Below are 24,311 nucleotides of genomic sequence, written 5' to 3' on the forward strand. Positions count from 1 at the left end.
CATTCCTCAATTTATTTTGCATAATTAATGGCTCGTGTTTCCCTGATAACTGTAATCTTAACCTGACCGGGATAAGTCATCTCGGTTTGGATTTTACGGGCGATATCTGCTGAAAGCTGATCCGCCTCATGATCGCTAACTTTTTCACTACCTACGATTACTCTCAATTCACGTCCGGCCTGAATGGCATAGGTTTTTAAAACTCCGGGATACGAAAGGGCAAGCGTTTCCAGGTCCTTCAGACGCTTGATATAAGCTTCTACCACCTCACGGCGAGCACCGGGTCGTGCACCTGAAATGGCATCACAAACCTGAACAATGGGCGAAATCATGCTGGTCATCTCCACCTCATCGTGGTGGGCACCAATGGCATTTGCAATATCCGGTTTCTCTTTATATTTCTCGGCCAGTTTCATACCCAGAATGGCGTGCGGCAAATCCGGATCTTCGTCACTTACCTTACCGATATCGTGCAACAGTCCGGCTCGCTTGGCCCTTTTGGCATTTAACCCGAGTTCGGAGGCCATTATGGCACAGAGATTTGCGGTTTCCCGACTGTGCTGAAGCAGATTCTGTCCGTAAGAAGAACGATATTTCATCTTACCGATCAGCTTAATCAATTCAGGGTGCAAACCATGAACCCCAAGGTCAATGGCAGTGCGTTTACCATTTTCGATCATCTCCTCTTCCACCTGCTTGCGCACCTTATTAACCACCTCCTCAATACGGGCGGGGTGAATACGGCCATCGGTCACCAACTGGTGCAATGCCAGTCGGGCTACCTCACGGCGCATGGGATCAAAGCCAGAGAGAACAATGGCTTCAGGAGTGTCGTCCACAATAATTTCAACACCGGTGGCAGCTTCCAAAGCTCTGATGTTTCGTCCTTCACGCCCGATGATGCGACCCTTAATCTCATCGGAATCGATGTGAAATATGGTCACAGAGTTTTCAATGGCTGTTTCGGTTGCAGTGCGCTGAATGGTCTGGAGAACAATACGTTTAGACTCCTTATTTGCATTGATACGGGCCTCATCCATAATATCGTTGATGTACGACATTGCTTCGGTTTTGGCCTCCGCTTTAAGCGATTCCACCAACATCTCTTTGGCTTCATCGGCCGACATTCCGGAGATAGCCTCCAGTTGCTCCACCTGTCTTTTATGAGTTCTGTCCAGATCTTCACTTTTCTTCTCCACCAACTCCAGTTGTTGATCCAGATTTTCGCGGATAGCGTCGGTCTCTTTCTTTTTACGCTGCAACTCCTCCATTTTCTGCGAAAAGGTGGATTCTTTCTGCTTCAATTTGTTTTCAGCAGCAACAATCTTTGAGTTTCGGGCATTAATTTCCTTTTCATGTTCTGCTTTCAGTTGCAGAAATTTCTCCTTCGCCTGAAGTATCTTATCCTTTCTGATGACTTCGGCCTCTGCTTCTGCCTCCCGGATTACCTTGCGGGATTTGGACTTAAGCGCTGTATTGAGCAGCACCCATATCAAACCGCCACCGGCCAGAAAGGCAACTATTGCTATTACTATTTCCATTGTTTCGTTTTTAAACTAATGATACAAAAAAACCGCACCTTTGTCCTGAAAATCAATAAAGCATTGAAGCACAAAGCATCAATACATTCAGGAAAAGTGCGGGCAACTTATCTAAACAAAAATATCTACTCTTCTGTCAGGATTGCATCAATTTTATCGTTCAAGTCTTTTACGGCATCAACAATCGGTGAATAATCATGTTTGTTTTCAAGTTCCAACATCTTAATAACATACTGAAGTGAAGCCATGGCCAGAAAATCCTGGACATCCTTGTCGTGATACCGTTGTTTATACTGTAAAACTTTCTCATTAATAAGACGGGCAGCTTTCCTGATCTTCTCCTCATCATCCCTGTCAATTCTCAGCGGATAATAACGGTCTGCCACATTTACTCGTATGGAAAGCTTGTCATCCATTTAACGTACTTAACGATTTAAAAGTGCAATGCACTTATCAATTTCCCGCACAATCTGGTTAATCCTGCTCTTTGTTTGCTGAACATCTTCGGGTGCGCTCTCCAGCACTTTTGCCATTTTGGTATTCCCAAGTTGCTCTTCCAGGTCTGTTTTGCTGTTAACAGCCTCCTTTAACTGACCGGTAAGCTGTGATACTTCATTCTTCAACCTTTCATTTTCACGCTTTGCATCACGGTACAGCTGCACCAGTCGGTCAACCCGGGTTCCCAATTCAACAACCAAATCTGTATTTGGATCAACCATTGTTCAATTATTCGTAATAATTATCTTCGATTTCCTACAGATACCAACAACCGAATACCTGACGATGTTTACCACCTGTATTGAATCAAATGTAAAGTGAAAGTCCCTTCAGCAAACAGAGACACTTCTTTTTCTGCTTATTCCTTAAAATATAGCATTCTGTAAATACTCATTTAAACCATTTCTTTAGGCAAACCTAAAATCGGTTTTATGCATATTCCAGTACAAAATTAACATTGTTTCATAATTACCCAAAATTCGCAACAGAAAAAAGTATTTTATTTTTCAATATTGGAAATAGAATAAGAAAAATCATTGGGGAACGATTGCCAAAACGCATCGCTCCCCAAACCTTTAATAATCAAACTTCAGTTGAATACCTGCTTTAATCCACCTTCCGGGACGTGCAAGTTCACCCATATCATAGTATTCCTTATCGAACAAATTTGTAGCTTCCGTAAAGACGCGCCAGGTCTTGTGATTCCATGTCAGGCGCAAATCAGCAATCAGAAAAGGAGAATAATCCATCAGGTTATTGGTTGTTGAATTTTGGTAGGCCCCCACTCTGTCCTGGTATAGAAAATTCCACCTTGCAGAAATATTTTCAATTATTTTATGCTGAACACCCACATTCAACTTATGCTTCACATGGTTGAGCACATAACGTGACTCATAGCCGGCTTCGGGCTTTTTATCCTGATCCAGCCAGGCATATCCCGCCTCCAGTTTTTCCACAAACGGAAGTCCCAGCCTGGAAGGGAAGATTGTTGCCATTACCTCTACTCCGTAAGCATCTATTTCATTCACATTGGTAGTGGTATATTCTTCCTGCCCCTCAGGTCTTCCCCAGTCGATCAGGTTTTTCCCACGACGGAAAAAACCATTCAGATGTCCAGATATTGCGGGACTCACATATCTCAATCCCGTTTCAATGGTGGCAGCCTCTTCGGGCTCCAGATCGGAATTTCCCACGTGAATGGGACTATTGTAAGATAAATCGGTAAAAGTGGGCATCCGAAGCGACTGGTTGTAGCTGGCCAGCCATTTAACGCGTGGAGAGACCCAATAACTCACATCCACCCCCGGAAACCAGTTGAGCCGGTAATCCAGCCCTGAATTAAAATTGGCCATCACACCTCCGGAAACAGAGAAGTTTCCAATTTTAACGTTGTGTTCCAAAAACAAGGAAGTATTGGTCCGACTGTAGCTTTTGGTAAAGTAAACATCCTCTTCTCCCGGAACTTCAAGCGGTTGCTCCAGCTCGTTTCCTATATTATTGCTCCAGATATTTTCTGAACGAAGCTCTCCCCCAACCGATGTTTTGCCCCATGACCAGGGGATGGTTGCATTAATGTTTCCACCATAAACATCGGTAAGGTGATAATTGTGATTGGTGTACCAGTCGGGCGCATTGTTCCCACCCCGGAACAGCTCAAAACGGTCGTGGTGGCGACGCCAGTAAAGTGATGGTTTTAATTTTATGACATTCCCGGTTTCGAACCCCAGAGAAGAGAAAAAAGTGCGGGTTTCTTCATATTGATTGGGATATGCGGCACTGTAAAAGGAGTTGGCTCCAAAAGCTTTGGTGGTATAACCGGTCTGAAAATTCAGCTCTTCATTGTTCTGGTGGAATCTTAACTGATAAAACAGATTCATCAGGTCAAAGTCAGTGTTTTCAATATACCCATTGCTGCCCCCTTTGCTTGCAGAAAGAAAACTGGTGGTATTTCCAATGTTATGGTTTAAGGTTGCTCCGGCATTGTAGAGTCCGTGTTCACCGGCCATCACATTAGCAGAAACTTTATTTTGCTTAGAGGTCGCGGTAATAATGTTGATTGCCCCGCTGAATGCATTGGGCCCATGCACTCGGGCTGCCGGCCCTTCAATCACCTCTATACGTTCAATACTGTTCAGGTCAACCGGCAGATTCAAATTATGGTGCCCCGTCTGAGGATCGGTAATGTTCATCCCGTTGAGCAAAATCATAACCTGATCAAACGAACCTCCCCGCAGGCTCAAATCGGCCTGAACACCCAAGGGACCACGCTCCTGCACATCCACATTCATCATATACCTGAGTAGTCCCTGAACGCTCTGCACAGGCAAAGCTTCAATCTCACTCCGGGGGATAACCGTGATCATTCGCCCCACCTCTGAGTATAGCGAAGGCGCGCGGTGAGCAGTCACCTGAACTTCGGCAAGGCGGATTTTGTTGGTAATGGAATCAGTTTCAGTTTGAGCGAAGGTATTCATAAAGCCAAGACAGATAAAATATGAAGCGGCCAGCATACCGATTTTCACCTCGCGATGCAAAGTATTGAATGCGGCATAACTACGATGTTCCCAACGAGTAAACCTCAGCGTTTTGATAATTGAAATAAATTTTTTGATCATCATAAAAATTTTTTGAGATTAATAAAGGCGCAAAGGTAACCATAAAGAAAACACTCTGCACTATCTCAAAACACTCAAAAAATCTTTAAAAACGCCACAAAAGCTTTGGTTGAATTGCTTACTGAAAGCATATTTCTGATTAACTTCAAGTTCAATACCGGCATAATTTTCAGGGCCAAACTGGTTCCGTAAAGCAAAAACATGGCCGTCATTTTTACCCAGATAGGGATAATTCATCCGAATATGCAAACCTGGCAACCGGGCAGCCATTTTTTTCTTCCACAATAAGGAAATCTCTTTCTCCAGACCAAAACCGGGATCATAGAGCAGCCCGACATCGGCATTTCGCTCCTTCCCCTCAAAAACCGGAGTAAAAGAGTGTACCGAAACATGCAAAACAAACCGTTTTTCATCTGTCAGAGATTTCAAATGAGCAGAAAACTTTTCCCTGAAAGGCTGGTAATACTGGTCTATAATAGTCCTTTTTTGAACTTCTTCCAGCAATCGGGTAAACTCAGAAAACAAAGAGCTTTTATTCAGTGAACGATTCAAGTCTATCAACAGTCTGGTAGTTTCAGAAAACAGGGAAAAATCGACTCCTGCATCCCCCATTTCCATGAAAAGATCAAGAGCGCCCGGATCCCACCCCCTGTGAGAGGCAAGAATCCCGGAAGCATTCCTGAACAAACCGCTGAAAGCATCAGGAACAACATTTCCGCCATGCTCACAGGAAAGCACAACAGCAATTTTGCCGGGGAAAGCTCCTTTCACCATCTTCAGATCAATCCATCTTTTAAACACCAAACAACCTGTTTTCTCCCAGGCATCCGGCCAATTCACGATAAACACGACAAAAGTTGGTCATTGAGAAGTCTCCATCCATTGCGTTCAGGAGCCGTTGAGCCAACGATCCGGAATTCACAATTTCTGAGAAGACCCGGTAGTATTCAGGATCCATCACATTCTGAAGAGAAGGTTTCAGAAAATGCCAAAGCTCTCCGGCTGTTATCCTTTTCTCATTACATCCCCAGAACTTCAGATATTCAGGATCATCAATCAGGGTGCTTCCGGATTCACGTATGATTGCCTGAAAAATGGTTGCCAAACGGTTCTCGTGCCACTGTATTTGCTCCTCAAATGGTAAAAATGCACCCTCAACAATCAGTTTCACCAATCCGGTAATGGCATCTACTATGGCCAGATCTGCCAAAGGAGCTTCCTGATTATCAACAACCCGGATTTCAATAGCCCCACGGTCAAACCGGGAAATAGCACCCCGGGAATTTAGAAAATGCTTATCCAACACATTTTCCTTATCAAATGGAGCAATATCTCTAATTATGGGGGCAAAAATCCTTTGAAAATAGGCCTCTTTGCTAAAAACCTGTTCGGGAACAATGACTCCGGCAATGGATGGTATTTTCTGCTGGTTGTGACGGTACGCCTCCAGCCTGCTGTCATGAAACCCGGTAAACCGACCATCCAGAAAAGGTGTGGAGGCAGCAATGGCAGAAATTATTGGCAATACCATCCGAATGGCAGCATGAAGGCGGCCAAACTCCTCATCTCCTGAAAATGGCAAGTTGATATGCGTACTTTGAAGGTTGCTCCATCCATGCCCCCGGCAATCAAAAATTCTGTTGTAAAGGCTATAAATCTCATTGTATTCATGTTGCCACAAATGCGTATCGGTGTGTGGATTCATCCACGGATGGGCTCCCCCGGGCATCAGTTGTGCATTAAAATCACTTAGGATATTGTTAATTTCTGTAATATTGGTATGAAAATCGTGATGAAGGCCGCTGATACCGGCCACAGGCCCATTGGTCTTCAACTCAACAACATGATTTACCAGTTCATTGCTCCAGGCAACAGTCCCGTTTTCAAAATCGGACGTAATCTCTCCGGTGACCTTCTGTAACAGCTGATCACAAACAGGCATTACATTTAAGGTGTCCCGGTCCACAATCATGTATTCAAGCTCTACCCCGGTAACCTCAAAGAGATGAAAAGGATGATGTTTTGTCATTTCTCGGTTTTATTAAAAGAGGGAATTCTTTAACTTTTTGTTTCTGCCTTTATCGTCCGGCAATTGTTTGAGAGCAGAGCCATTGATCTGTTCCAGTAAAAACAGCACAATCTTTCTGTAAATCTCCTCCTTCAACAATCCATCCTCCACTCCGGCATCGATGTTGGGATTGTCATTTATCTCAATGACAAAAGGTTTTCCATCCAGCTCTTTAATATCCACTCCGTAAAGACCATTTCCAATCAGTCTGGTTGCTTTCAATGCAATTTCGAGCACCTGTACGGGAGCATCTGCAGGTTCCAGAATGTCAAAATTGCCTTCTACTTCAGACTTCTTTTTGCTGTTCCAGTTGTAAATCTGCCAGTGTCCCGAAGCCATGTAATAACGACAAACGAACAAGACCTCATTGTTGAGAATCCCTACCCGCCAGTCATAGTCGGTAGGCATAAATTCCTGAGCAATCAATAAGTCAGACGCCTTCAGCATCTCCTTAACCTTATCTTTAAACTCCTCTTTACTGTTCACCTTTACAACTCCCTGAGAGAAAGAAGAATCAGGTAATTTCAGCACACATGGAAATCCGAGAGAATCAGCATCCCGCGGATTATCAGACAATAAAACCAAAGTTTTGGGAGTAGGTATTTTGGCATTGCGCAACAATTCGGTCAGATAAACTTTATTGGCACATTTCAAAATGGAATCGGGGGAATCCAGAACCGCCAATCCTTCACTCTGAGCTCGCCGGGCCATGCGGTATGTATGATGATTCACTGCAGTAGTTTCCCTGATAAGCAGTGCATCGAACTCCCCGATGCGATTGTAATCCTCTTTGGTAATAAACTCCACATAACAGCCAAGCTTTGAGGCAGCTTCCTCGAAAGCAGCCAGCGCTTTTTTATTAGAAGGAGGAGACGTTTCATCCGGATTGACAAGAATGGCCAGATCGTAAATATACTTTCCGGGCCGGGCCAGATCATAGCGCTTTCGCTTAAAGTATTCGATGGCAAAATTCTCCAGATACGGGAGATGATGCTCAGGAACTTCCTTAAAAGGAATGGTACGAATGGAAAAAACCTCCCATTTCCGTCCGTTATGCACAAAGCGGGCACGCAGGAATGGTGCCTGAAACAACTTATGCAATTCTTTGGCCAGACGTGCATACTGAATAGATATATTCTGGCCGAAATAAATACTCAATACAAATTCCTGTGACCGGATTCTTTTCAAACTCTTTTGTATCAAGTCGTCCAGATCATCCGAAACACTTTTTACCAGAGCCCTTTCCCGGAGATCCAGAATATTCTTAACCGAGGGAACTACCTTATGGCCTCTTGCTTCAGCCAGTAAAGAGACATAATACCCGCGGGTTTGATAGGCATAATCATTAGAGAGATTGAAAACTCTTACATTCCGGAGCTTAGAGAAGCCGGAATCACTCAAATATCTTCGGGGAGAGATTACATCCACTCCCGGAATATCCAAACCCCAATGCGAGGGTTTGTTGATTACAATAATCTTCTTCACGTAAAAAATTAAGAATTAAAGAAACGAGCATGACAACGATTGCCACAAGAGAATATGTATAAGTTCTTACATGCGAGTTCCATCAGACCAATAACTTAGTTTAATTATATACTGATTAAACACTAATCTTTGAACAGGACCAGCATATTGGCATCATACGTTACAATGCCCAGCAAAATGGAGTTTATCAGGCGATGAACATCCACCTGGTAATAGTTATCTCCCGAAATGGGATTTTCTTTATAGGGATCGGCGATGAAGACCCGATCTTTGTCCATTCCACTGAGCACAACAAAATGCCCCATTGGTTCACCTTTCAAATCATGATAAACAGACCGGTCCTTATGATCTGTATATTCCCGTTTGGATTTATAGAGATAAGTGGCACTCAGACCGGTTAATACAGGTATGCCCTGATGCAGATAACGCTCAAAGATGCACCGGTTCAGATCTTCAAACACAATTTCTCCCCCCATCTGCAAATATTGCTGATAGGCCCGGGTTGCCTGCAAAAACTTCTTTCCGTGTTTATAGCGCAATTGAAGTTCCAGCCGTTCAATCAATTCATTGGAAGAAAAATCTTCCCAGGAAGGATCAAACATCTTCAGGTTATAGGAGTAAATCCTGGTTTTCAGGTCTCTTTTGAGGGCATCCATTCCCAGCATCACAGCCAATGTCCCCCCTTCAGGAAGATAATTCACACTCTTCACCACCTCATCCAGAGAGAGATCCTCTCCCAGGTAGCGATACACGGCATGCAGGCTTGTAGGTCCGCAGGTAGAATCGTCAGGCTGCGAAAGTATGCTGACAAAGTGCCTGTTTTTCATGGTTACATCAATAAAAAATACCGATGTAATATTAGAACATTTTTACATTGAATGTATCAGCATCCAGAAAATATTTTTAGGCTATCCCAAAAATCATATATGCCCGGAAAATATGGAGATTGCTTCGTTAGATCTGCAATAAACCTGCGATTGCGGAGTGCCGGGAAAAGAAATAATATTTTCTCCCGGCTATAAAGCATAAAAAACCCTCTCCGGAGAACCGAAGAGGGTTTATGTATCGTACGTCTCACAACGTGAGCACAGGAAATTACTTTTTAAAGTAGTCTTTTACCAAATCGTTTGGCACTACATCTTCCTGAAAAGAGTAAGATCCGGTTTTAGATGACTTCACCATTTTAATAACTTTGGTATGTCCTTTACCTGCACCTTTTTGTACTGATGCTACTGCTTTCTTAGCCATGATCTACTGTTTTATTTGATTTCACGATGAACAGTATAACGCTTCAAAACAGGGTTATACTTTTTCAATTCAAGACGATCCGGGGTGTTCTTACGATTTTTCACACTGATATACCGTGAAGTCCCGGGCATTCCGCTCTCTTTGTGTTCGGTGCATTCCAAAATCACCTGAACGCGGTTTCCTTTACCTTTCTTAGCCATAATTTACCCTCCGTTTTTTAGTATTTTGAAATAAAACCATTCTTTTTGGCTGACTCCAGTGCAGCTTTTACGCCCACTTTATTGATCAGCCTAAGCCCTGAGGCAGATACCTTCAGGCTAACCCAACGGTCCTCTTCGGGTAAATAAAACTTCTTATTGAAAAGGTTTGGATTGAACCTCCTTTTGGTTCTTCTCTTTGAGTGGGAAACGTTGTTTCCTACCTGAAAGCTTTTTCCTGTTATTTCACAAACTTTTGACATTGCTCAACCGTTTTTCGATACGTTTTTCAAACAGAGCGCAAAATACGGCATTTTTCTTAAAACAAACAAACTTTTTCTTTTATATTTTTCACCAATAGGGCCATGATGCAACAAACAGTAGGTTTTACTTCGTTATCAGATCTCCCCCTTTTTCATCATCTGCATCAATTCAATCAAAGCTGTTTCTGAGGTTCGCATAATGTTGCGCTCGCGATATTTCCCAAAGTTAAATAATTTGCTCACAACTCCCTTCCCTGATGCAGCCCAGGCAATCCAAACGGTGCCAACAGGTTTTTCATTGGTTCCGCCACCGGGACCGGCAACACCCGAGGTAGCAATGGCATAATCCGCATCTGTGATATCTAACACTCCCAGAGCCATCTGCTCAACCACCTGCTTACTCACTGCACCAAACTCTTTCAGATCCCGTTCTCTCACCCCCAATAACCGCTGTTTCAATTCGTTGGAATAAGTAACCATGCCTCCTTTAAAATAGTCTGAAGATCCAGCCACTGAAGTTACCAGATGTGCAAGATACCCTCCCGAACAACTCTCCGCCAGAGCCAGCGACTTTTCTGTATTGCGGAAAAACTCAGCAAAAATATCGGAAGCAGGCAAATCTTCATCCCCGTAAATATTATCACCAACAATGGGTTTCAAACCATCAACAGCATTCGCAATTTTTGTCTCTAAGGTTTTGGCATCATCACCACGAGCGGACAAACGCAAACGAATTCTTCCCGGAGCAGGCAAATAAGCAAGCTTAATTTCCGGTGGAAGGTCATCCTCCCAATCCGTGAGCATCTCTGCCAGAACCGCTTCAGGGATATTGTGTATCAGAATGGTTTTATGAATAATGATACCCGGCCGGTATTTTTGTATCAACCGGGGAATAATGCGTTCACTCATAACCCGTTTCATTTCCGACGGGACGCCGGGCATCGACACCACCACACTGTCATTGTAATCGAACCACATTATGGGTGCAGTGCCCATAGGGTTTCGTATTACATCACATTTCTTGGGCACCAGGGCCTGTTCTCTGTTGAGTTCATTGATGCTTTTTACGCGACCTTTCAAAAACTTCTGAATATCACCAAACACCTCTTCATTAAAAACCAAATGCGTATCGAAAAATTCACACAGCGTTTTTTTGGTTATGTCATCACGGGTTGGTCCAAGCCCTCCGGTCATGAGTACAATTTTGGCCCTCTGTGTTGCCTTTTCGAGCACATCCTTAATTTCTTCTTTCTTATCGCTGACAGATGTAATGCGTTGAACATCGAAACCGGCCTTATTCAATTCCCGCCCCATCCAGGCAGAGTTGGTATCTGTAACCTGACCAATCAGTAACTCATCTCCTATTGTAATAATTTCTACCATCAGATAAACATAGTTTTTACCCTACCTTATAAATGAAATGTTTATTTTCAACTAGCAGGTAAAATGTAAACAGGCTGAAAGTCTGATAGAAATAGCCAAGGGCGTTTCCCCAGCCTATTGCTTAAAGACCTTCGGCCTTAAAATAACACAACAACATCATGTATTCCTAAAAAAGGAAAAAACTTCGCTTTTAAGAGGAATGAATTATTCACAAATAATCGATCACGATGTCGGATTTCCGAAAAACACAAAGTTAATCTTTTGGGTGAAAAATTGCCTTCAAAAAAAATGGATATAAAGAATCAAAAACTAATTAAAGAAATATTTCTGCATTTTAGTTAACAAATGCAAAAACAAGGTCTCTATTTCAGACTTGAACATTGCACATTTAGGGTCAATTTTCATGTTTTAAAACATAAATTACTGCAACATTTCTTTAATTAAAACACGGAAATGAACGTATATAACACTATTACAGTTACTTCTTTTTATCTACATATCTAACTTATTGTGGTAGTTAATGATTATTAAAGATTTTTTTCTTTAATTCTGCACATCTAATTTTACACCAAAATAAAAATGAAAAACAATTAAAAACAACCTGTCATGAAAAAGTATTTGATTACCGTAAACGAAAAACAGTACGAAGTAGATGTTGAAGAGGTAAGAACTACCGGAGGTGCTTTCCAGACCCTGAAATCTGCACCAAAAATGAAAAGTGGCGTAAGTCCGAGTCAGATTAAGTCATCAAAACCCAAAACTTCATCTAAAGGGGGAGAAAAAGTAACTGCTCCAATGCCTGGCAGCGTGTTTAAAATGTTGGTTGCTGAAGGTGATGAAGTAAAAAAAGGTCAGACCCTTTTGGTATTTGAAGCCATGAAGATGGAAAACGACCTTACTTCTCCTGTTGACGGAAAAGTTGCTGCCATCAATGTAGCCGAAGGCGATGCCATTGCAGCAGGTCAGGAATTGATTATTATTGCATAACCCCGTAAAACTGTCGATTGTATATGGGTAAAGTTGGAATTACAGAAACAATTCTACGCGATGCGCACCAGTCACTGATTGCCACGCGTATGAAAACCGAAGAGATGCTCCCGATGATTGAGCAACTCGATGATATAGGTTACCACTCACTAGAGGCCTGGGGTGGAGCAACTTTCGATGCCTGCATTCGCTTCCTGAATGAAGATCCCTGGGAGCGCCTGCGGAAAATCAAAGCAAAGGCCAAAAAGACTCCGTTGCAGATGTTGCTGCGCGGACAGAATCTCCTTGGATACAAGCATTATGCCGACGATGTAGTCGAATATTTTGTACAAAAAGCTGTGGCCAACGGGATGGACATCATTCGTATTTTTGATGCACTGAACGATCCCCGAAATATGGAAACAGCCATTAAAGCTTGTATCAAAGAAGGTGGACACGCTCAGGGATGTATCAGTTACACCACCAGTCCGGTGCACAATCTGGAAATGTTTGCCAAGGATGCCAAGCGTCTGGAAGATATGGGCGCCCATTCCATCTGCATCAAGGATATGGCAGGATTGCTGAAACCCTATGATGCATACAACCTTATCAAGGCCATCAAGGAAACAATAAAAGTTCCCGTTCAACTTCACACACACTATACCAGTGGAGTTGCCTCCATGACCTACCTTAAAGCGATTGAAGCAGGTGTGGATGTTGTGGACACAGCGCTCTCTCCCATGGCCGGCGGAACTTCTCAGCCTGCAACAGAGCCGTTGGTTGCTTCTCTTCAGGGAACTGAGCGGGATACCGGCTTAGATCTGGTAAAACTCAGTGAATTGGCCGCTTACATGCGTCCATTGAAAGACAAATGGCTGGAGTCAGGCCTGCTCAACCCCAAGATGTTGGGAGTTGATGCCAATGCCTTGATTTATCAGGTTCCGGGTGGAATGTTATCCAACCTAGTATCACAACTTCAGCAATCCAACGCTATGGATAAATACGAAGCTGTGCTTGAAGAGGTGCCCCGTGTACGTAAAGACTTCGGTTATCCGCCGCTGGTAACTCCATCCAGTCAAATTGTTGGTACCCAGGCAGTATTCAACGTACTGATGGGCGAACGTTACAAGATGGTTCCAAAGGAATCAAAAGGTGTGGTAAAAGGAGAATACGGAACTCCTCCTGCACCTATTTCTGATGAAATCAAGAAAAAAATTCTGGGCGACGAAGAGGCAATTACATGCAGACCGGCCGATCTTATTGCACCGGAACTTGATAAAACCAGAGAAGAGATAAAAGATCTCATCACTCAGGATGAAGATGTACTCACCTATGCACTTTTGCCACAGGTAGCAAAAAAGTTCTTCGAAATGCGGAAAAACGGAACACTTACTGCTCCGGAAGAACCCAAGCCGGCTGCAAAAGCAGCTCCTGCAGCAGAAAGCAATGGTGAAGAAGAAAATGAGGAAGAATTGGCAGCTGTGATTTCAGCAGCTGTTGCTGCACAAGCAGAGCCGGGCACCCAGTATGCCGTTCGGGGTTTCAGACAGGTTGTTAGCCCGTGGGTATTGTCAGGTCGCCTGAACCGCTAAAAGCTAATTCTCCTTATTGGTTTAAAAGCAGCAACGCCCGGTGAAAGCCGGGCGTTTTTGTTTGTTCTTTTTTGAGAAAATCTGATAATACTTTTCTGCCTGATGCATAAACCTGGAACACATCCGGAATTTGCACTCATTAAAATTCCTTCACTACATAAATTCAGAATTGGTAGTTATGCTAATCAGTGAGTTTTGCCCATGATTCACCCTCAGATTCTTCTTCCCATTCATCCTCCACGGGAGGAGGTGGTTTTTGCGGACCTTCTTTGCGAAACACCACGGCTGTTACCACCCCGGCCAAAGCCCCCCACATATGGGCCTCCCATGAATAATCCACCAGCCATTCCACTGGGAAAATTCCCCAAAACAAGCTGCCATAGAGAAAGACCACCATCATGGACAATGCAATCAGTGGTACATAGTTTCGGATAATTCCGCTGATGAAAAGAAATGAAGCGACACCATAAACCAGGCCGCTGGCTCCAACGTGCCAGGCGTCCCGGGCGCCAAACCACAACCATATACCTGCGAGCACATAAATCCAGATAAATACTTTCAGCGCAATATCGCGATACACATAAAACAACACAGAGGTAAGTACCAGAAACGGTCCGGCATTGGCGCCCAGATGGCCCCAGTCGGCATGAATAAAAGGTGACAATAACACTCCGGGAAGTCCCTCTACAGATAAGGGCTTAACTCCAAGAAAAAACCAGTGGGTATCCTCCAATACCTGAACTGTATGCACCAGAAACATCAGTAACAACAAAAATAACGGGAAAACACTGCTGTAAAGTATCTTTTTCCGTTCTGCTATGATATGTTGCTCAGATAAACTGGTCATAAGATATGATTAGCTGTTGGCTGTTAGTTCGTGGCTGTTAGCTCTTGACTCGTAGCTCTCGCTGATTACTAACTATTATCTATTCTCTACTATCTATTCCCTACTGACTATTCCCTACTGACTATTCCCTACTGACTATTCTCTACTGACTATTCTCTACCAACATCTTTATTTCAGTCACAAATCCTTTAATCTCCTCCTCCGTGGTATCAAAAGAGGTCATCCAGCGCACTTCATTTCTGGATTCATCCCACATATAGAAAAAATACTTCTGCTGCAATGGTTCAATAATCTGTGGAGGAACGATTGCAAAGACACCATTGGCCTGTGGCTTCTGGGTCAATTGAACTTCCTTAACCGACTCAAGTTCCCGTGCCAGAAGACTGGCCATATAGTTGGAATGCTCCGCATTTTTTCTCCACAACCCATCGGTCAGAAAAGCCTCAAACTGGGCAGCAATAAAACGCATCTTGGAATGAAGCTGAGTTGTTTGTTTGCGAATGTATTTTGCATTTTCCACAAAACCGGGATTCAGAAAAACCACCGCCTCTCCAAACATCAGTCCGTTTTTGGTACCTCCAAACGACAGCACATCCACCCCAACATCGGTCGTCATCTCTCTAAAGTCGCAACCTAAAGAAGCAGCGGCATTGGATATTCGCGCCCCATCCATGTGAAGGAACAAACCATTGGAATGCACAAAATCAGACAATCGCTTTAATTCCTCAAGAGAATATAAAGTGCCCATTTCAGTAGATTGGGTAATAGAGACCACCCCCGGCTGTGAGTGATGTTCAAATCCAAAACCATGCAGATGTTGCTGAATTAAATCCGGAGTCAGCTTTCCATCCGGGGTTTTAATGGTCAACATTTTGCATCCTGTATGTTTCTCAGGAGCACCGCACTCATCCACATTGATGTGAGCAGTATCCGCAGCAATCACTGCGTTAAATGGCCGTGTCATGGCCTGAAGGGCAATAACGTTGGCGCCGGTACCATTGTAAACAAAAAACACCCTGGCCTGCTCACCAAAAACTTTCTGAAAAAGCACCTCGGCACGTGCGGTTACCTCATCCCCTCCGTATCCGACAGCATGCTCTTTGTTTACTTCAACAATAGCCTTCATTACATCAGGATGAACACCTGAATTATTATCACTTGCAAATCCCTTCATTCTTAAATCATTTATGGTTAATTTTTCGGTTGGGAGGTCATGCGAATGTAATGTTTTTTTACTTTTTCGGAAATGACTCCATTAATATCAGAATGAAGTTTGACACAAAAAAAGCCTGTTTTGCAGACATAAAGCAGACAAAACAGGCTTTGGTTCATCACTATTTAGTGTTTGTCTATAAAGTCCAACTTCTGCGTTGTTGCTCAAAATCTAAATCCTCAAATACATTAGTATTCTGCGGTTTATATTTTTCACACGCCTTGAATTTGAACTTTCTATTTCAAACACGTGAAAAACGCTTAGTTTATAGACAGGCACAATTTAATGCCCATCCTTAAACTAAGCAAAATTTGTTTTTGATCATGTGCTTGTCAAGAAAGTGCAGTTACAATGCCTGCCCCGATTTTTTTCGGGGGCTTGCGAAACCGCCAAAAACGCAGTTTACTAATCGTAAATGAGTATTTTGGCGGCAAGCGTAACGACGCAAGTGATACTTTATGGACAGAAACTATTTAGTTGGGACTATCTGGCATGAAAGACCAGCAATGGCGTAGTAGAGTGAAACAACATCCTCTTACCAACACTGGGGTTAAAAATTCGTGAGAAGATATTCCTTCGATGCGTGGTAAGGCTGATGATATCCACATCTTTTCTTCTGACGTAGCTCTCCATCCCTACCCAAAAATCTTCATTTTTTACCAAATCGAAGTCAATTTTTGTTTTGGGAAATTTTTCCGAAACATATTTTTTCAGGCCTTCCATCTTGAGGTTGTCCCATTTGACCGAAGATTTCTCACAAACATGTGCAAACGTAATGGCCACATCCAGAGGCTTCACCAGTTTCTCCAACTTGTCCAGAGCCACAAAGTCCGATTCCTCAAAATTAGTGGCATACAACACTTTCTTTATTTGATCGATTCCTTTGTAATTAAAATCTTCAGGAACTGCAAGAACAGGCACTTTAGCCCCTTCCATCACTTCAGCAGTGACACTCCCGATCAGGTCAGATGCTTTGCGGTCTTTCCCCCGGGTACCCATAATAATAACGGTTGGCTGATACTCTTCACTGAAATGAATAATTTCATCCTCGGCTACTCCCCGCAACAATTTTGACTTAACGGCCAGGTTGTCAAAAGATTTTTCAGCCTTACGCTTTTTCATATGGCTCATAAACCCTTTCATATCCTCCTTAGCCTTCTCCTCCAAATCAATGAGCATCTCATCCATACTGGTATCGTACACATAAGCTTCTGTAAAGGGCAGCGTATTAATTACGGGGTTGTAAAAAACATGCAGCACCATTATTTCTGCATCCAAACGGGCAGCCCAGTCGAGGGCCATCTCCGCAGCTTTGGAGGAATAATCACTAAAATCGACGGGTAACAGGATACGGGCTCTTCCGGGACGTCCGCGCTTACGCTCCTCCGCTTTAATCAGTTCGGGTTTTTCAACCTCTTCCATGAGTTGAACGGCCTTTTCAAGATCGGTCTCCCGGATTCTGATTTTCACTCCCTCGGAAACAGCCCCCTGAATCAGGTTGACATTCTCCAAAAAACATTCAATATCCTCGCTTTCAAGCAAAGATCTAATGATTTGAGCATGTTCAAATGTACGGGTAGCCAGTGTTATGATCTTTTCGTCCTTCATAGCTTAGAATTTAGAATTATCTCCCATTAAGTTAGAAAAAAACGATCATAAAATCAACAGCGAAAAAAATTAAATCACCGCATTGAGGAAATCAAACGGCATCAAAGCGGGAAACATCAAAAACTCCTCTGATGTTCTTAATTTTCTTCATCAAAGTATTAAGCGACTGTTTGTTGTTCACAAATACCGAAAGTGTTCCTTCAAAAACTCCGTCGTGAGAATTCACATTAATGGAACGCATTTTTAGTCCCATATCTTTAGAAACCACCTGAGAAATATTGGTAACAATTCCGATATCATCCTCTCCCGTTACCCGCAGAGCTGCAAGGTAGGAACCTCCGGCTTCGCCTGTCCAGCGGGCAGGAACTATGCGGTAACCATATTTTTGCCGCATATCGGGTGCATTGGGGCAGTTTTTCCGATGAATGCGAATGCCTCCGGTGACCGAAACAAAACCAAAAATATCATCGCCAAAAATGGGATTGCAACATTTGGCCAGCTGAAAATTCACATTACTCAGATTCTTATCTATCAGCAAAACATCCTGTCCGGCTTCCTCTTCGTGTTCTGTGGGGGTTACAAAATTCTCGGCACTGCGCCCTGCCAGTTGACTTTCAGCCAGTTCTTTTTCCTTCTCTCTCTCTTTCAGGATGTACTCCTTCACGGCCACGGCATCCAGATTGTCCTCGGCAATGTCTCTGAAAAAATCATGAACAGACTTATACCGAAAATGCTTTACCAATTGACCAATTAATTGATCGGTCAGTTCCATTTTCCAGTTTTTCAGGCGTCGGGCAAGCATCTCACGTCCTATTTCGGCCTCTTTGTATTCAATATCCCGGAGAGCCTGTTTCAGTTTTGTTCGGGCCCGGGAGGTGCTCACCACACTCAGCCAGTCACGTTTGGGTTCCTGATTGGATGAAGTCTGAATCTCCACCTGGTCACCATTTCGCAACTCATATTTTATGGAAACATTTTTTTGATTGACACGTGCTCCCACACATTTTTTTCCCACTTCGGAGTGAATATCAAAGGCAAAATCGAGTACGGTTGCTCCCTTGGGTAAGCGACGCAGATCACCCTTTGGTGTAAAAACAAAAACCTCCTCGTCGTAGAGATTTAACCTGAAGTCATCAATAAAGTCAACCGCATTAACTTCCGGATTTTCAAGAATCTCACGCACATTGGTCAACCACTGATCCAATCCTCTTTCACTTTTGATGCCCTTATACCGCCAGTGAGCTGCCAGTCCCTTCTCGGCAATTTCGTCCATACGTTTGGTGCGAATCTGCACTTCAATCCATTTATGATTTGGCCCCAACACCGTAGTATGCAACGACTCATATCCATTGCTTTTGGGCACCGAGAGCCAGTCACGCAATCGACTGGGGTTAGGCTGATACTTGTCGGTGACAATGGAATATACCTTCCAGCATTCCGCCTTCTCTCTTTTGATATCGGTATCAATAATAATCCGGATGGCAAAAAGATCATAAACCTGCTCAAATTCTACATTTTGCTTACGCATTTTATGGTAGATGGAATTGATGGTTTTGGTTCTGCCCTTGATGTCAAAATCCAGCCCCTGTTCAGCAAGTTCCTTTTTCAACGGAGCAATAAACTCACTGATGTATTTTTCCCTGGCACGCTTGGTTTCATTGAGTTTTTTGGCAATGAACTTATACATTTCACGATTGGTGAACTTCATCACCAAATCTTCCATTTCCGATTTAATGGTATAGAGACCAAGCCGGTGAGCCATTGGAGCATAGAGGTAAGCAACCTCCGATGAAATGATTTCCTGACTCTGCAGGTCGTACCGCTCCAACGTACGCATGGTGCGAAGGCGGTCGGCAATAATAACCAGAATAACCCTTACATCCTGTGCGAAGGTGAGCAACAACTTACGGAAATTTTCACTCTTAATGGAGGTATTTCTGTTGTATAAATCCGCCACTTTGTGCAGCCCCTCCATGATTAGCACCACGTGGTCGTCAAATTGCTCCCGGATTTCCTCAATGCTAATTTCACCGTTTCGAAGAACATCGTAAAGCAAAGAGCAAATAAGGGAAGTCCTGCCCAAACCAACCTCTTCAACCACAATACGCGCAATCTCCAGAGAGTGCAACAATGCCGGTGTTCCTGAAATTCGCCGGATATTGGTGGCTTTTTGCAAAGAAACAGCAATAGCCTCCCGAATCATCTTCACGTCACCAGACTGAATAATGGCTTCAGATGCATTCAACAAAGACTTATAGCTCTGCAATATATCTTTTTTCTCCTGTGGTGTTATGGGTTTATTCAGATTGGGCATATCAAAAAAGTTTTGAATGGTAAAGATAAAACATTCAATGGAGGACCGGGACAAAAATAATGTTAAACCTGGTATTCCACTTTGGCATATTTGCAGACTTAATGGGCCATATTGCAAACAACTCCTTTTAACAGCTTGATTCATTCGGTGAAGTCAATAAAACAGGCATAAAACAATCCGCTTTCTCATTGGTTATTCTATTAATTTGCATTATTAACAAATAATCTATTCCGATGTCCAACTATCTGCAAAATACAAACGTCCTCAATAAAATGGATTTGAAAAAACTCATTATTCCCTACATCCATTTTATCTGCGGTTGATTGTATTTTTTGATATTTGAACATCTCATAACGATAATTCATGAATAAAGCAGGTTAAATGATTGCAAACTCACATTTGACATTCTCAAAAAAAAACTCTATATTTAATTAATTGAATGTTAAATTGTAAAAACCAATAAATTATGAAGAATACCGGATTATTTTTAGGAGGACTTATACTGGGTGCCGCAGCCGGTGCCGCACTTGCACTTTTATATGCACCACAAACAGGTGAGGACACAAGACGTCAGATTAAGATAAAAATTGACGAACTGGAAGATGAACTGGATAAAATGCGGGAAAAGCTGAAAGAAAAAGGCACCGAAATGAAAGAGGATGCCCGCAAAAGAGTTCAGGATCTGGAAAACAGGATTGAAAAACTAATGGAAGAATACCGGAAAGCTCCGGAAAAAGCGAAATAATTGGAAAGATGAAAAACTTCAAAAAAGTTGTTCTTAACGGAACAACTTTTTTATTTTAGGAAAAATTTGCACATTGCATCTGACAAATGTCGGGAAAATATGGGTTCTTACCCGATCTCCATTTTGTAGTACTTATGCAAATGGGTATGACTGTGGAACTTTGATACGGCCCCGGCCATATCGCTTTGTTACAAAGAAACCTGCAACCAAATCCCCTGTTGCATCAGAAAAAGTGAAAGTGGATTTATAAAAAGGTTGCGAGTTCCATTAGACCTTTATAATTAAATTTTATACTAATGAAACGAGCATGGCAACGGTTGCCTCAAAAGAGGATGTAAACAATCAACCATGCGAGTTCCATCAGACCAATAACTTAGATAAATTATTTACTGATGAAACGAGCATGGCAAAGGTTGCCTCAAAAGAATATGTATAAGTTATTGCATGCGAGTTCCATCCGACCTTGAAAAATTAATTTTATACGGATGAAACGAGGATGATATTTTTTAAGCATAAATATCACAATAGAATATGTTTAAAAAATATTATGCGAGAGCGAAGCGGTTCCATTCGTTCTCAAATTTTTAATTAGTTTTTTATCAGACAATTACAAAATTTTAAACGAATGAAAGAAAGTATTACGAGCGAAGTTGATGAACTAAAAAAAGAACTTGAGGAATATTTACAGATTCGGGTTGACCTTGTAAAATTGCATGTAGCAGGGGAAATGTCCCGCTTCTTCTCAAGTTTCATGACGAAAACAGTTTTGCTCTACCTCTTTTTCTTTGTCTTTATGTTTTTTTCTCTGGCAGCGGCTCTGTTACTGGGCTCCTGGTTAGAATCGTATGCTTTGGGGTTCGCCATAATGGGGGGCATTTTCTTACTGGCAGCATTAATTTTCTGGATTCTGAGGAAGCAACTCATAGAACGTCATGTGGTTCAAAGATTTATAGAGTTGATGTTTCCAAAGTTTGAAGACGATGAAAAATAGGGATTCATCAAAATCAGGAATTGCCTGTTACCATATAAACAAGAATTTTCGGAAAATATGAAAAAGAAAAACAACGACTACAGACATATAAAAAGTTACCGGGATCTGATTGCTCAAAAAACGCATCTTGCTTACAAAGCCAAATACAGCGAGAAGCAACTGGAGATCAGACTGCTGGAAATTGGCTACTATTTACACCCGGTACGCCTGGTTCCGTCACTAGTGACAGAGTGGGCACAACCGATGCTGATGGAGTTAAAAAACAGAATAAAGGAGTATTTTTTCGGGCGTAAAAGAAAGTAATCTACGAGAAAAACTATCAACCATGTAGTTTACCGGCTTGTAACGAAAGCGGGTGCGTAAACCAGAATGTACTTCCTTTGTTTTCTCTGCTTTCCACACCAATTTTCCCACCAAAATATTCAACAATACTCCGAGCAATAGCCAAGCCAAGACCGGTGCCGCCGGCATGATGGTTCCCCGCCTGAAAAAACCGGTCGAAAACATGCGGTAAATCCTCCGGTGGAATCCCGCGCCCCGTATCGGCAACCCAAAATTTCAAATGGTCCGGTTGCTTGCTGCACCCCATAATAATGGTTCCCGAATCGGTATGCTTAATTGCATTGCTCAGGAAGTTATTCAATACCTGCATCAACCGACTTGGATCCGTGGTTAATAGAAAATCCTTGCAAACATCTTCAGCCTGGCGCACAAAATCAATTCCTTTGTTGTCTGTTTCAACCTTATAATGCTCATACAATTCAATCAGAATATTCTTAACCATCATTTGCGAAAAAGAAAATCCGATAACACCACTCTCAATTTTTGATATGTCAATAATGTCATCTAATAATCGCATCAATCGTTGTGCACTATTGGATATAATACCGGTATATTTCTGAACATTTGGTTCCTGAGCCTCAATTTCAAGCAGCTCACAAAAGCCAATAATTGAATTCATGGGAGTCCTTATTTCATGGCTCATATTTGCCAGAAAAGCTGTTTTAAGATTGTCGTTTTTTTCTGCTTGAATTTTGGCCGCTTTCAATTCATCATTCATCGAAGCAATTCTGGCATTGTGCTGTTGAAGCTGAATATTTTGATTTTCCAGCTTGCTTTGTGACACCTCTAACTCATGTTGAAAAGTCTGACTTCGTTTCAGCTCTTCCTGCAGATCAGCAGTACTTTTTCGCACCTGTTTTTTCAGTGACCACGACCAATAGAAAAAAATAAGAACCAGTAAAACAAGAGGAACAACAATCCACATTGTCAGCATCATCACTCTTCTCCATGAAAAAGGAGTGTTTTCATAAATACCGAACCATTCCTGATAGATCCGGTCATAGGTCCCATTGGTCTTAATAATGCTCAGACCTTCGTTCAATATAGCCAATAACTGGGTGTTTCCCTCAGCAACTGCCATACAATATTTTTGTTGTATGGCCGCTTTCCCCACATCTTCCACATTACTCACTTCATTGCTACTCAAAAACCTAAGTCCCTGAAGCCTGGAGTGAAAGGCGAAATCTCCAATGCCTTCGGAGAGCGCTATAAACAGGTCACCAAAATCCGTAAAGGTTATCAGTCGGGCTTCAGGATATCTTTCAATCATGTAATCGTGTCCAAGATCTCCTTCCTGAACAAGTACAACCTTATCTTCAAAATCCTCACTGTTTTTAATCGTGGAACCTTTGCGGACAAAAAACGAATAAGAGCTGATAAAATGGGGTATAGAAAAATCGGCAATGGCATCTCTTTGCTGAGTCTGATACATTCCGGACACCACATCAAAAGTTCCCTGATCAACAGAGGTTCTGACCTCACCCCATGAAATCAACTCAATTTTAATATTAAGTTTCATAACCTCTGCCACCGCCTTGATAATGGCTACCGTAAATCCGTCAGGCTCTCCTTTTTCATTCAAAAACTCATAAGGGGCATAATTGTGGTCACCAATGACATGGATTACCGAGTCCTGCCACTCCGGATATGATAGTGTGCTAAAATCGGGGTTTTCATCATTACTCAGGTCAATTGCCTGTGCATTACACTCCCAAAATGCAGGAGTCATCAACCACAAAGAGACGAATATGACAAAAAATCGAAGCAATAGCGTATAATTTAGTTTCAGGCTTTTGTAACTTACGCAACAGAGCTAATAAAAGTTTTACTTTTTTAACCTTAATTAGTCTCTGTCCATAAAGTCCCGTTTACTGCGTTACCCCATTAGCGGAAATTGCTCATTTACTCAAGTAAACTCCGCATTTCCGCTAATGGCAAGCCTTGTAAACGGAACCGTCTGAACAGAGACAACGAACTTGAGAAACTTTGCTTAGTTTATAGACAGGCACTAATTAGTCTCTGTCCATAAAGTACCACTTGTATCCCCGAAGGATCGGGGCAGTCTGTTACGCTTGCCTAGCAATTGGCACTGTCTGACCAGAAACAGCCCTAAAAACAATATTTGCTTAGTTTATAGATTGACACTTTTTTTAGGGTAACACCATTCCCATTTTTCTAACTCATGCACAACAGAATTCAATGAATGACTATTTCTGCATCAAAAGGAGAATGGAACGTTAGTCCCTCGCCGGATTTGCGCTTTTTTCCTGAGTTCCGCACTGGGACACCCAAATTAAAACCCAAAGAGATCTGCAAGTCTTTTTTGTTCCTCGTTTAAGAGTAAAGTTTCTGTGTAAGTATTGCCAGTTAAGGGATCTGTAATTTCTACTGCATA

General features: G+C 42.4%; 22 protein-coding genes. 5 read left to right on the forward strand and 17 right to left on the reverse strand.

What is annotated here, in order from left to right; genetic code table 11:
* Window positions 1-11: 11 nt before the first annotated feature.
* The 12 genes from rny to BY457_RS11860 form a co-directional block, all read right to left on the reverse strand.
* Window positions 12-1,541, reverse strand: coding sequence for a ribonuclease Y (rny, locus tag BY457_RS11805; protein WP_106153530.1), 1,530 nt, complete (start codon window positions 1,539-1,541; stop codon window positions 12-14).
* Window positions 1,542-1,666: 125 nt separating this feature from the next.
* Window positions 1,667-1,957, reverse strand: coding sequence for a cell division protein ZapA (locus tag BY457_RS11810; RefSeq protein ID WP_106153531.1), 291 nt, complete (start codon window positions 1,955-1,957; stop codon window positions 1,667-1,669).
* A gap of 9 nt (window positions 1,958-1,966) precedes the next feature.
* A complete protein-coding gene (locus BY457_RS11815; protein ID WP_106153532.1) occupies window positions 1,967-2,260 on the reverse strand; it encodes a hypothetical protein in 294 nt (97 codons plus the stop codon).
* Between the two features lie 354 nt (window positions 2,261-2,614).
* Window positions 2,615-4,657 (reverse strand): TonB-dependent receptor, encoded by a 2,043-nt coding sequence (locus BY457_RS11820; RefSeq protein WP_106153533.1) that lies wholly within the window; start codon window positions 4,655-4,657, stop codon window positions 2,615-2,617.
* Window positions 4,658-4,714: 57 nt separating this feature from the next.
* The gene (locus BY457_RS11825) at window positions 4,715-5,455 is read right to left on the reverse strand and encodes an N-formylglutamate amidohydrolase (RefSeq protein ID WP_106153534.1); all 741 of its coding nucleotides are present in this window, start codon (window positions 5,453-5,455) and stop codon (window positions 4,715-4,717) included.
* Window positions 5,448-6,683, reverse strand: a complete 1,236-nt coding sequence (locus BY457_RS11830) for a carboxylate-amine ligase (protein WP_106153535.1) — start codon at window positions 6,681-6,683, stop codon at window positions 5,448-5,450. The genes BY457_RS11825 and BY457_RS11830 overlap by 8 nt, the downstream gene beginning before the upstream one ends.
* 12 nt (window positions 6,684-6,695) lie before the next feature.
* Window positions 6,696-8,207 (reverse strand): RimK family protein, encoded by a 1,512-nt coding sequence (locus BY457_RS11835; RefSeq protein WP_106153536.1) that lies wholly within the window; start codon window positions 8,205-8,207, stop codon window positions 6,696-6,698.
* 122 nt (window positions 8,208-8,329) lie between these two features.
* Window positions 8,330-9,034, reverse strand: coding sequence for a C39 family peptidase (locus tag BY457_RS11840; RefSeq protein ID WP_106153537.1), 705 nt, complete (start codon window positions 9,032-9,034; stop codon window positions 8,330-8,332).
* Window positions 9,035-9,302: 268 nt separating this feature from the next.
* The gene (locus BY457_RS11845) at window positions 9,303-9,455 is read right to left on the reverse strand and encodes a DUF4295 domain-containing protein (protein ID WP_106153538.1); all 153 of its coding nucleotides are present in this window, start codon (window positions 9,453-9,455) and stop codon (window positions 9,303-9,305) included.
* A gap of 11 nt (window positions 9,456-9,466) precedes the next feature.
* Window positions 9,467-9,655 carry a 50S ribosomal protein L33 gene (gene rpmG / locus BY457_RS11850; protein ID WP_010662882.1) on the reverse strand — a complete coding sequence of 63 codons (189 nt, stop codon included), beginning with the start codon at window positions 9,653-9,655 and terminating at the stop codon, window positions 9,467-9,469.
* Between the two features lie 17 nt (window positions 9,656-9,672).
* The gene (gene rpmB, locus BY457_RS11855; RefSeq protein WP_010662881.1) at window positions 9,673-9,915 is read right to left on the reverse strand and encodes a 50S ribosomal protein L28; all 243 of its coding nucleotides are present in this window, start codon (window positions 9,913-9,915) and stop codon (window positions 9,673-9,675) included.
* Between the two features lie 135 nt (window positions 9,916-10,050).
* Entirely contained in the window at window positions 10,051-11,298 is a 1,248-nt protein-coding gene (locus BY457_RS11860; protein ID WP_106153539.1) for a CinA family nicotinamide mononucleotide deamidase-related protein, read from the reverse strand.
* A 606-nt stretch (window positions 11,299-11,904) separates the two neighbouring features.
* Between BY457_RS11860 and BY457_RS11865 the strand changes: the two genes are divergently transcribed.
* Together BY457_RS11865 and BY457_RS11870 are read left to right on the forward strand one after the other, a co-directional pair.
* Window positions 11,905-12,285, forward strand: coding sequence for a biotin/lipoyl-containing protein (locus BY457_RS11865; protein ID WP_106153540.1), 381 nt, complete (start codon window positions 11,905-11,907; stop codon window positions 12,283-12,285).
* A 23-nt stretch (window positions 12,286-12,308) separates the two neighbouring features.
* Window positions 12,309-13,856 (forward strand): oxaloacetate decarboxylase subunit alpha, encoded by a 1,548-nt coding sequence (locus BY457_RS11870; protein WP_106153541.1) that lies wholly within the window; start codon window positions 12,309-12,311, stop codon window positions 13,854-13,856.
* A gap of 181 nt (window positions 13,857-14,037) precedes the next feature.
* On the opposite strand, the gene BY457_RS11875 is transcribed toward BY457_RS11870, so the two are convergent.
* From BY457_RS11875 to BY457_RS11890, 4 genes are all read right to left on the reverse strand, one after another.
* The gene (locus tag BY457_RS11875) at window positions 14,038-14,703 is read right to left on the reverse strand and encodes a rhomboid family intramembrane serine protease (protein WP_106153542.1); all 666 of its coding nucleotides are present in this window, start codon (window positions 14,701-14,703) and stop codon (window positions 14,038-14,040) included.
* Window positions 14,704-14,845: 142 nt separating this feature from the next.
* Window positions 14,846-15,877, reverse strand: coding sequence for a threonine aldolase family protein (locus BY457_RS11880; RefSeq protein ID WP_106153543.1), 1,032 nt, complete (start codon window positions 15,875-15,877; stop codon window positions 14,846-14,848).
* 522 nt (window positions 15,878-16,399) lie between these two features.
* Window positions 16,400-17,524, reverse strand: coding sequence for a universal stress protein (locus BY457_RS11885; protein ID WP_106153544.1), 1,125 nt, complete (start codon window positions 17,522-17,524; stop codon window positions 16,400-16,402).
* 91 nt (window positions 17,525-17,615) lie between these two features.
* The gene (locus BY457_RS11890; protein WP_106153545.1) at window positions 17,616-19,838 is read right to left on the reverse strand and encodes a RelA/SpoT family protein; all 2,223 of its coding nucleotides are present in this window, start codon (window positions 19,836-19,838) and stop codon (window positions 17,616-17,618) included.
* Window positions 19,839-20,304: 466 nt separating this feature from the next.
* Here BY457_RS11890 and BY457_RS11895 point away from each other — a divergent pair, with 466 nt between their 5' ends.
* The 3 genes from BY457_RS11895 (at window position 20,305) to BY457_RS11910 (ending at window position 21,877) form a co-directional block, all read left to right on the forward strand.
* Window positions 20,305-20,583 carry a YtxH domain-containing protein gene (locus tag BY457_RS11895; protein WP_106153546.1) on the forward strand — a complete coding sequence of 93 codons (279 nt, stop codon included), beginning with the start codon at window positions 20,305-20,307 and terminating at the stop codon, window positions 20,581-20,583.
* 625 nt (window positions 20,584-21,208) lie between these two features.
* Complete coding sequence (locus BY457_RS11905; protein ID WP_106153547.1) at window positions 21,209-21,574, forward strand: phage holin family protein; 366 nt, start codon at window positions 21,209-21,211, stop codon at window positions 21,572-21,574.
* A gap of 57 nt (window positions 21,575-21,631) precedes the next feature.
* Window positions 21,632-21,877, forward strand: a complete 246-nt coding sequence (locus BY457_RS11910; RefSeq protein ID WP_106153548.1) for a hypothetical protein — start codon at window positions 21,632-21,634, stop codon at window positions 21,875-21,877.
* Between the two features lie 16 nt (window positions 21,878-21,893).
* On the opposite strand, the gene BY457_RS11915 is transcribed toward BY457_RS11910, so the two are convergent.
* A complete protein-coding gene (locus tag BY457_RS11915; RefSeq protein ID WP_146130974.1) occupies window positions 21,894-23,684 on the reverse strand; it encodes a transporter substrate-binding domain-containing protein in 1,791 nt (596 codons plus the stop codon).
* Window positions 23,685-24,311: the final 627 nt, after the last annotated feature.

Source organism: Marinilabilia salmonicolor, assembly GCF_003003035.1.
GTDB classification, from domain to species: domain Bacteria; phylum Bacteroidota; class Bacteroidia; order Bacteroidales; family Marinilabiliaceae; genus Marinilabilia; species Marinilabilia salmonicolor_A.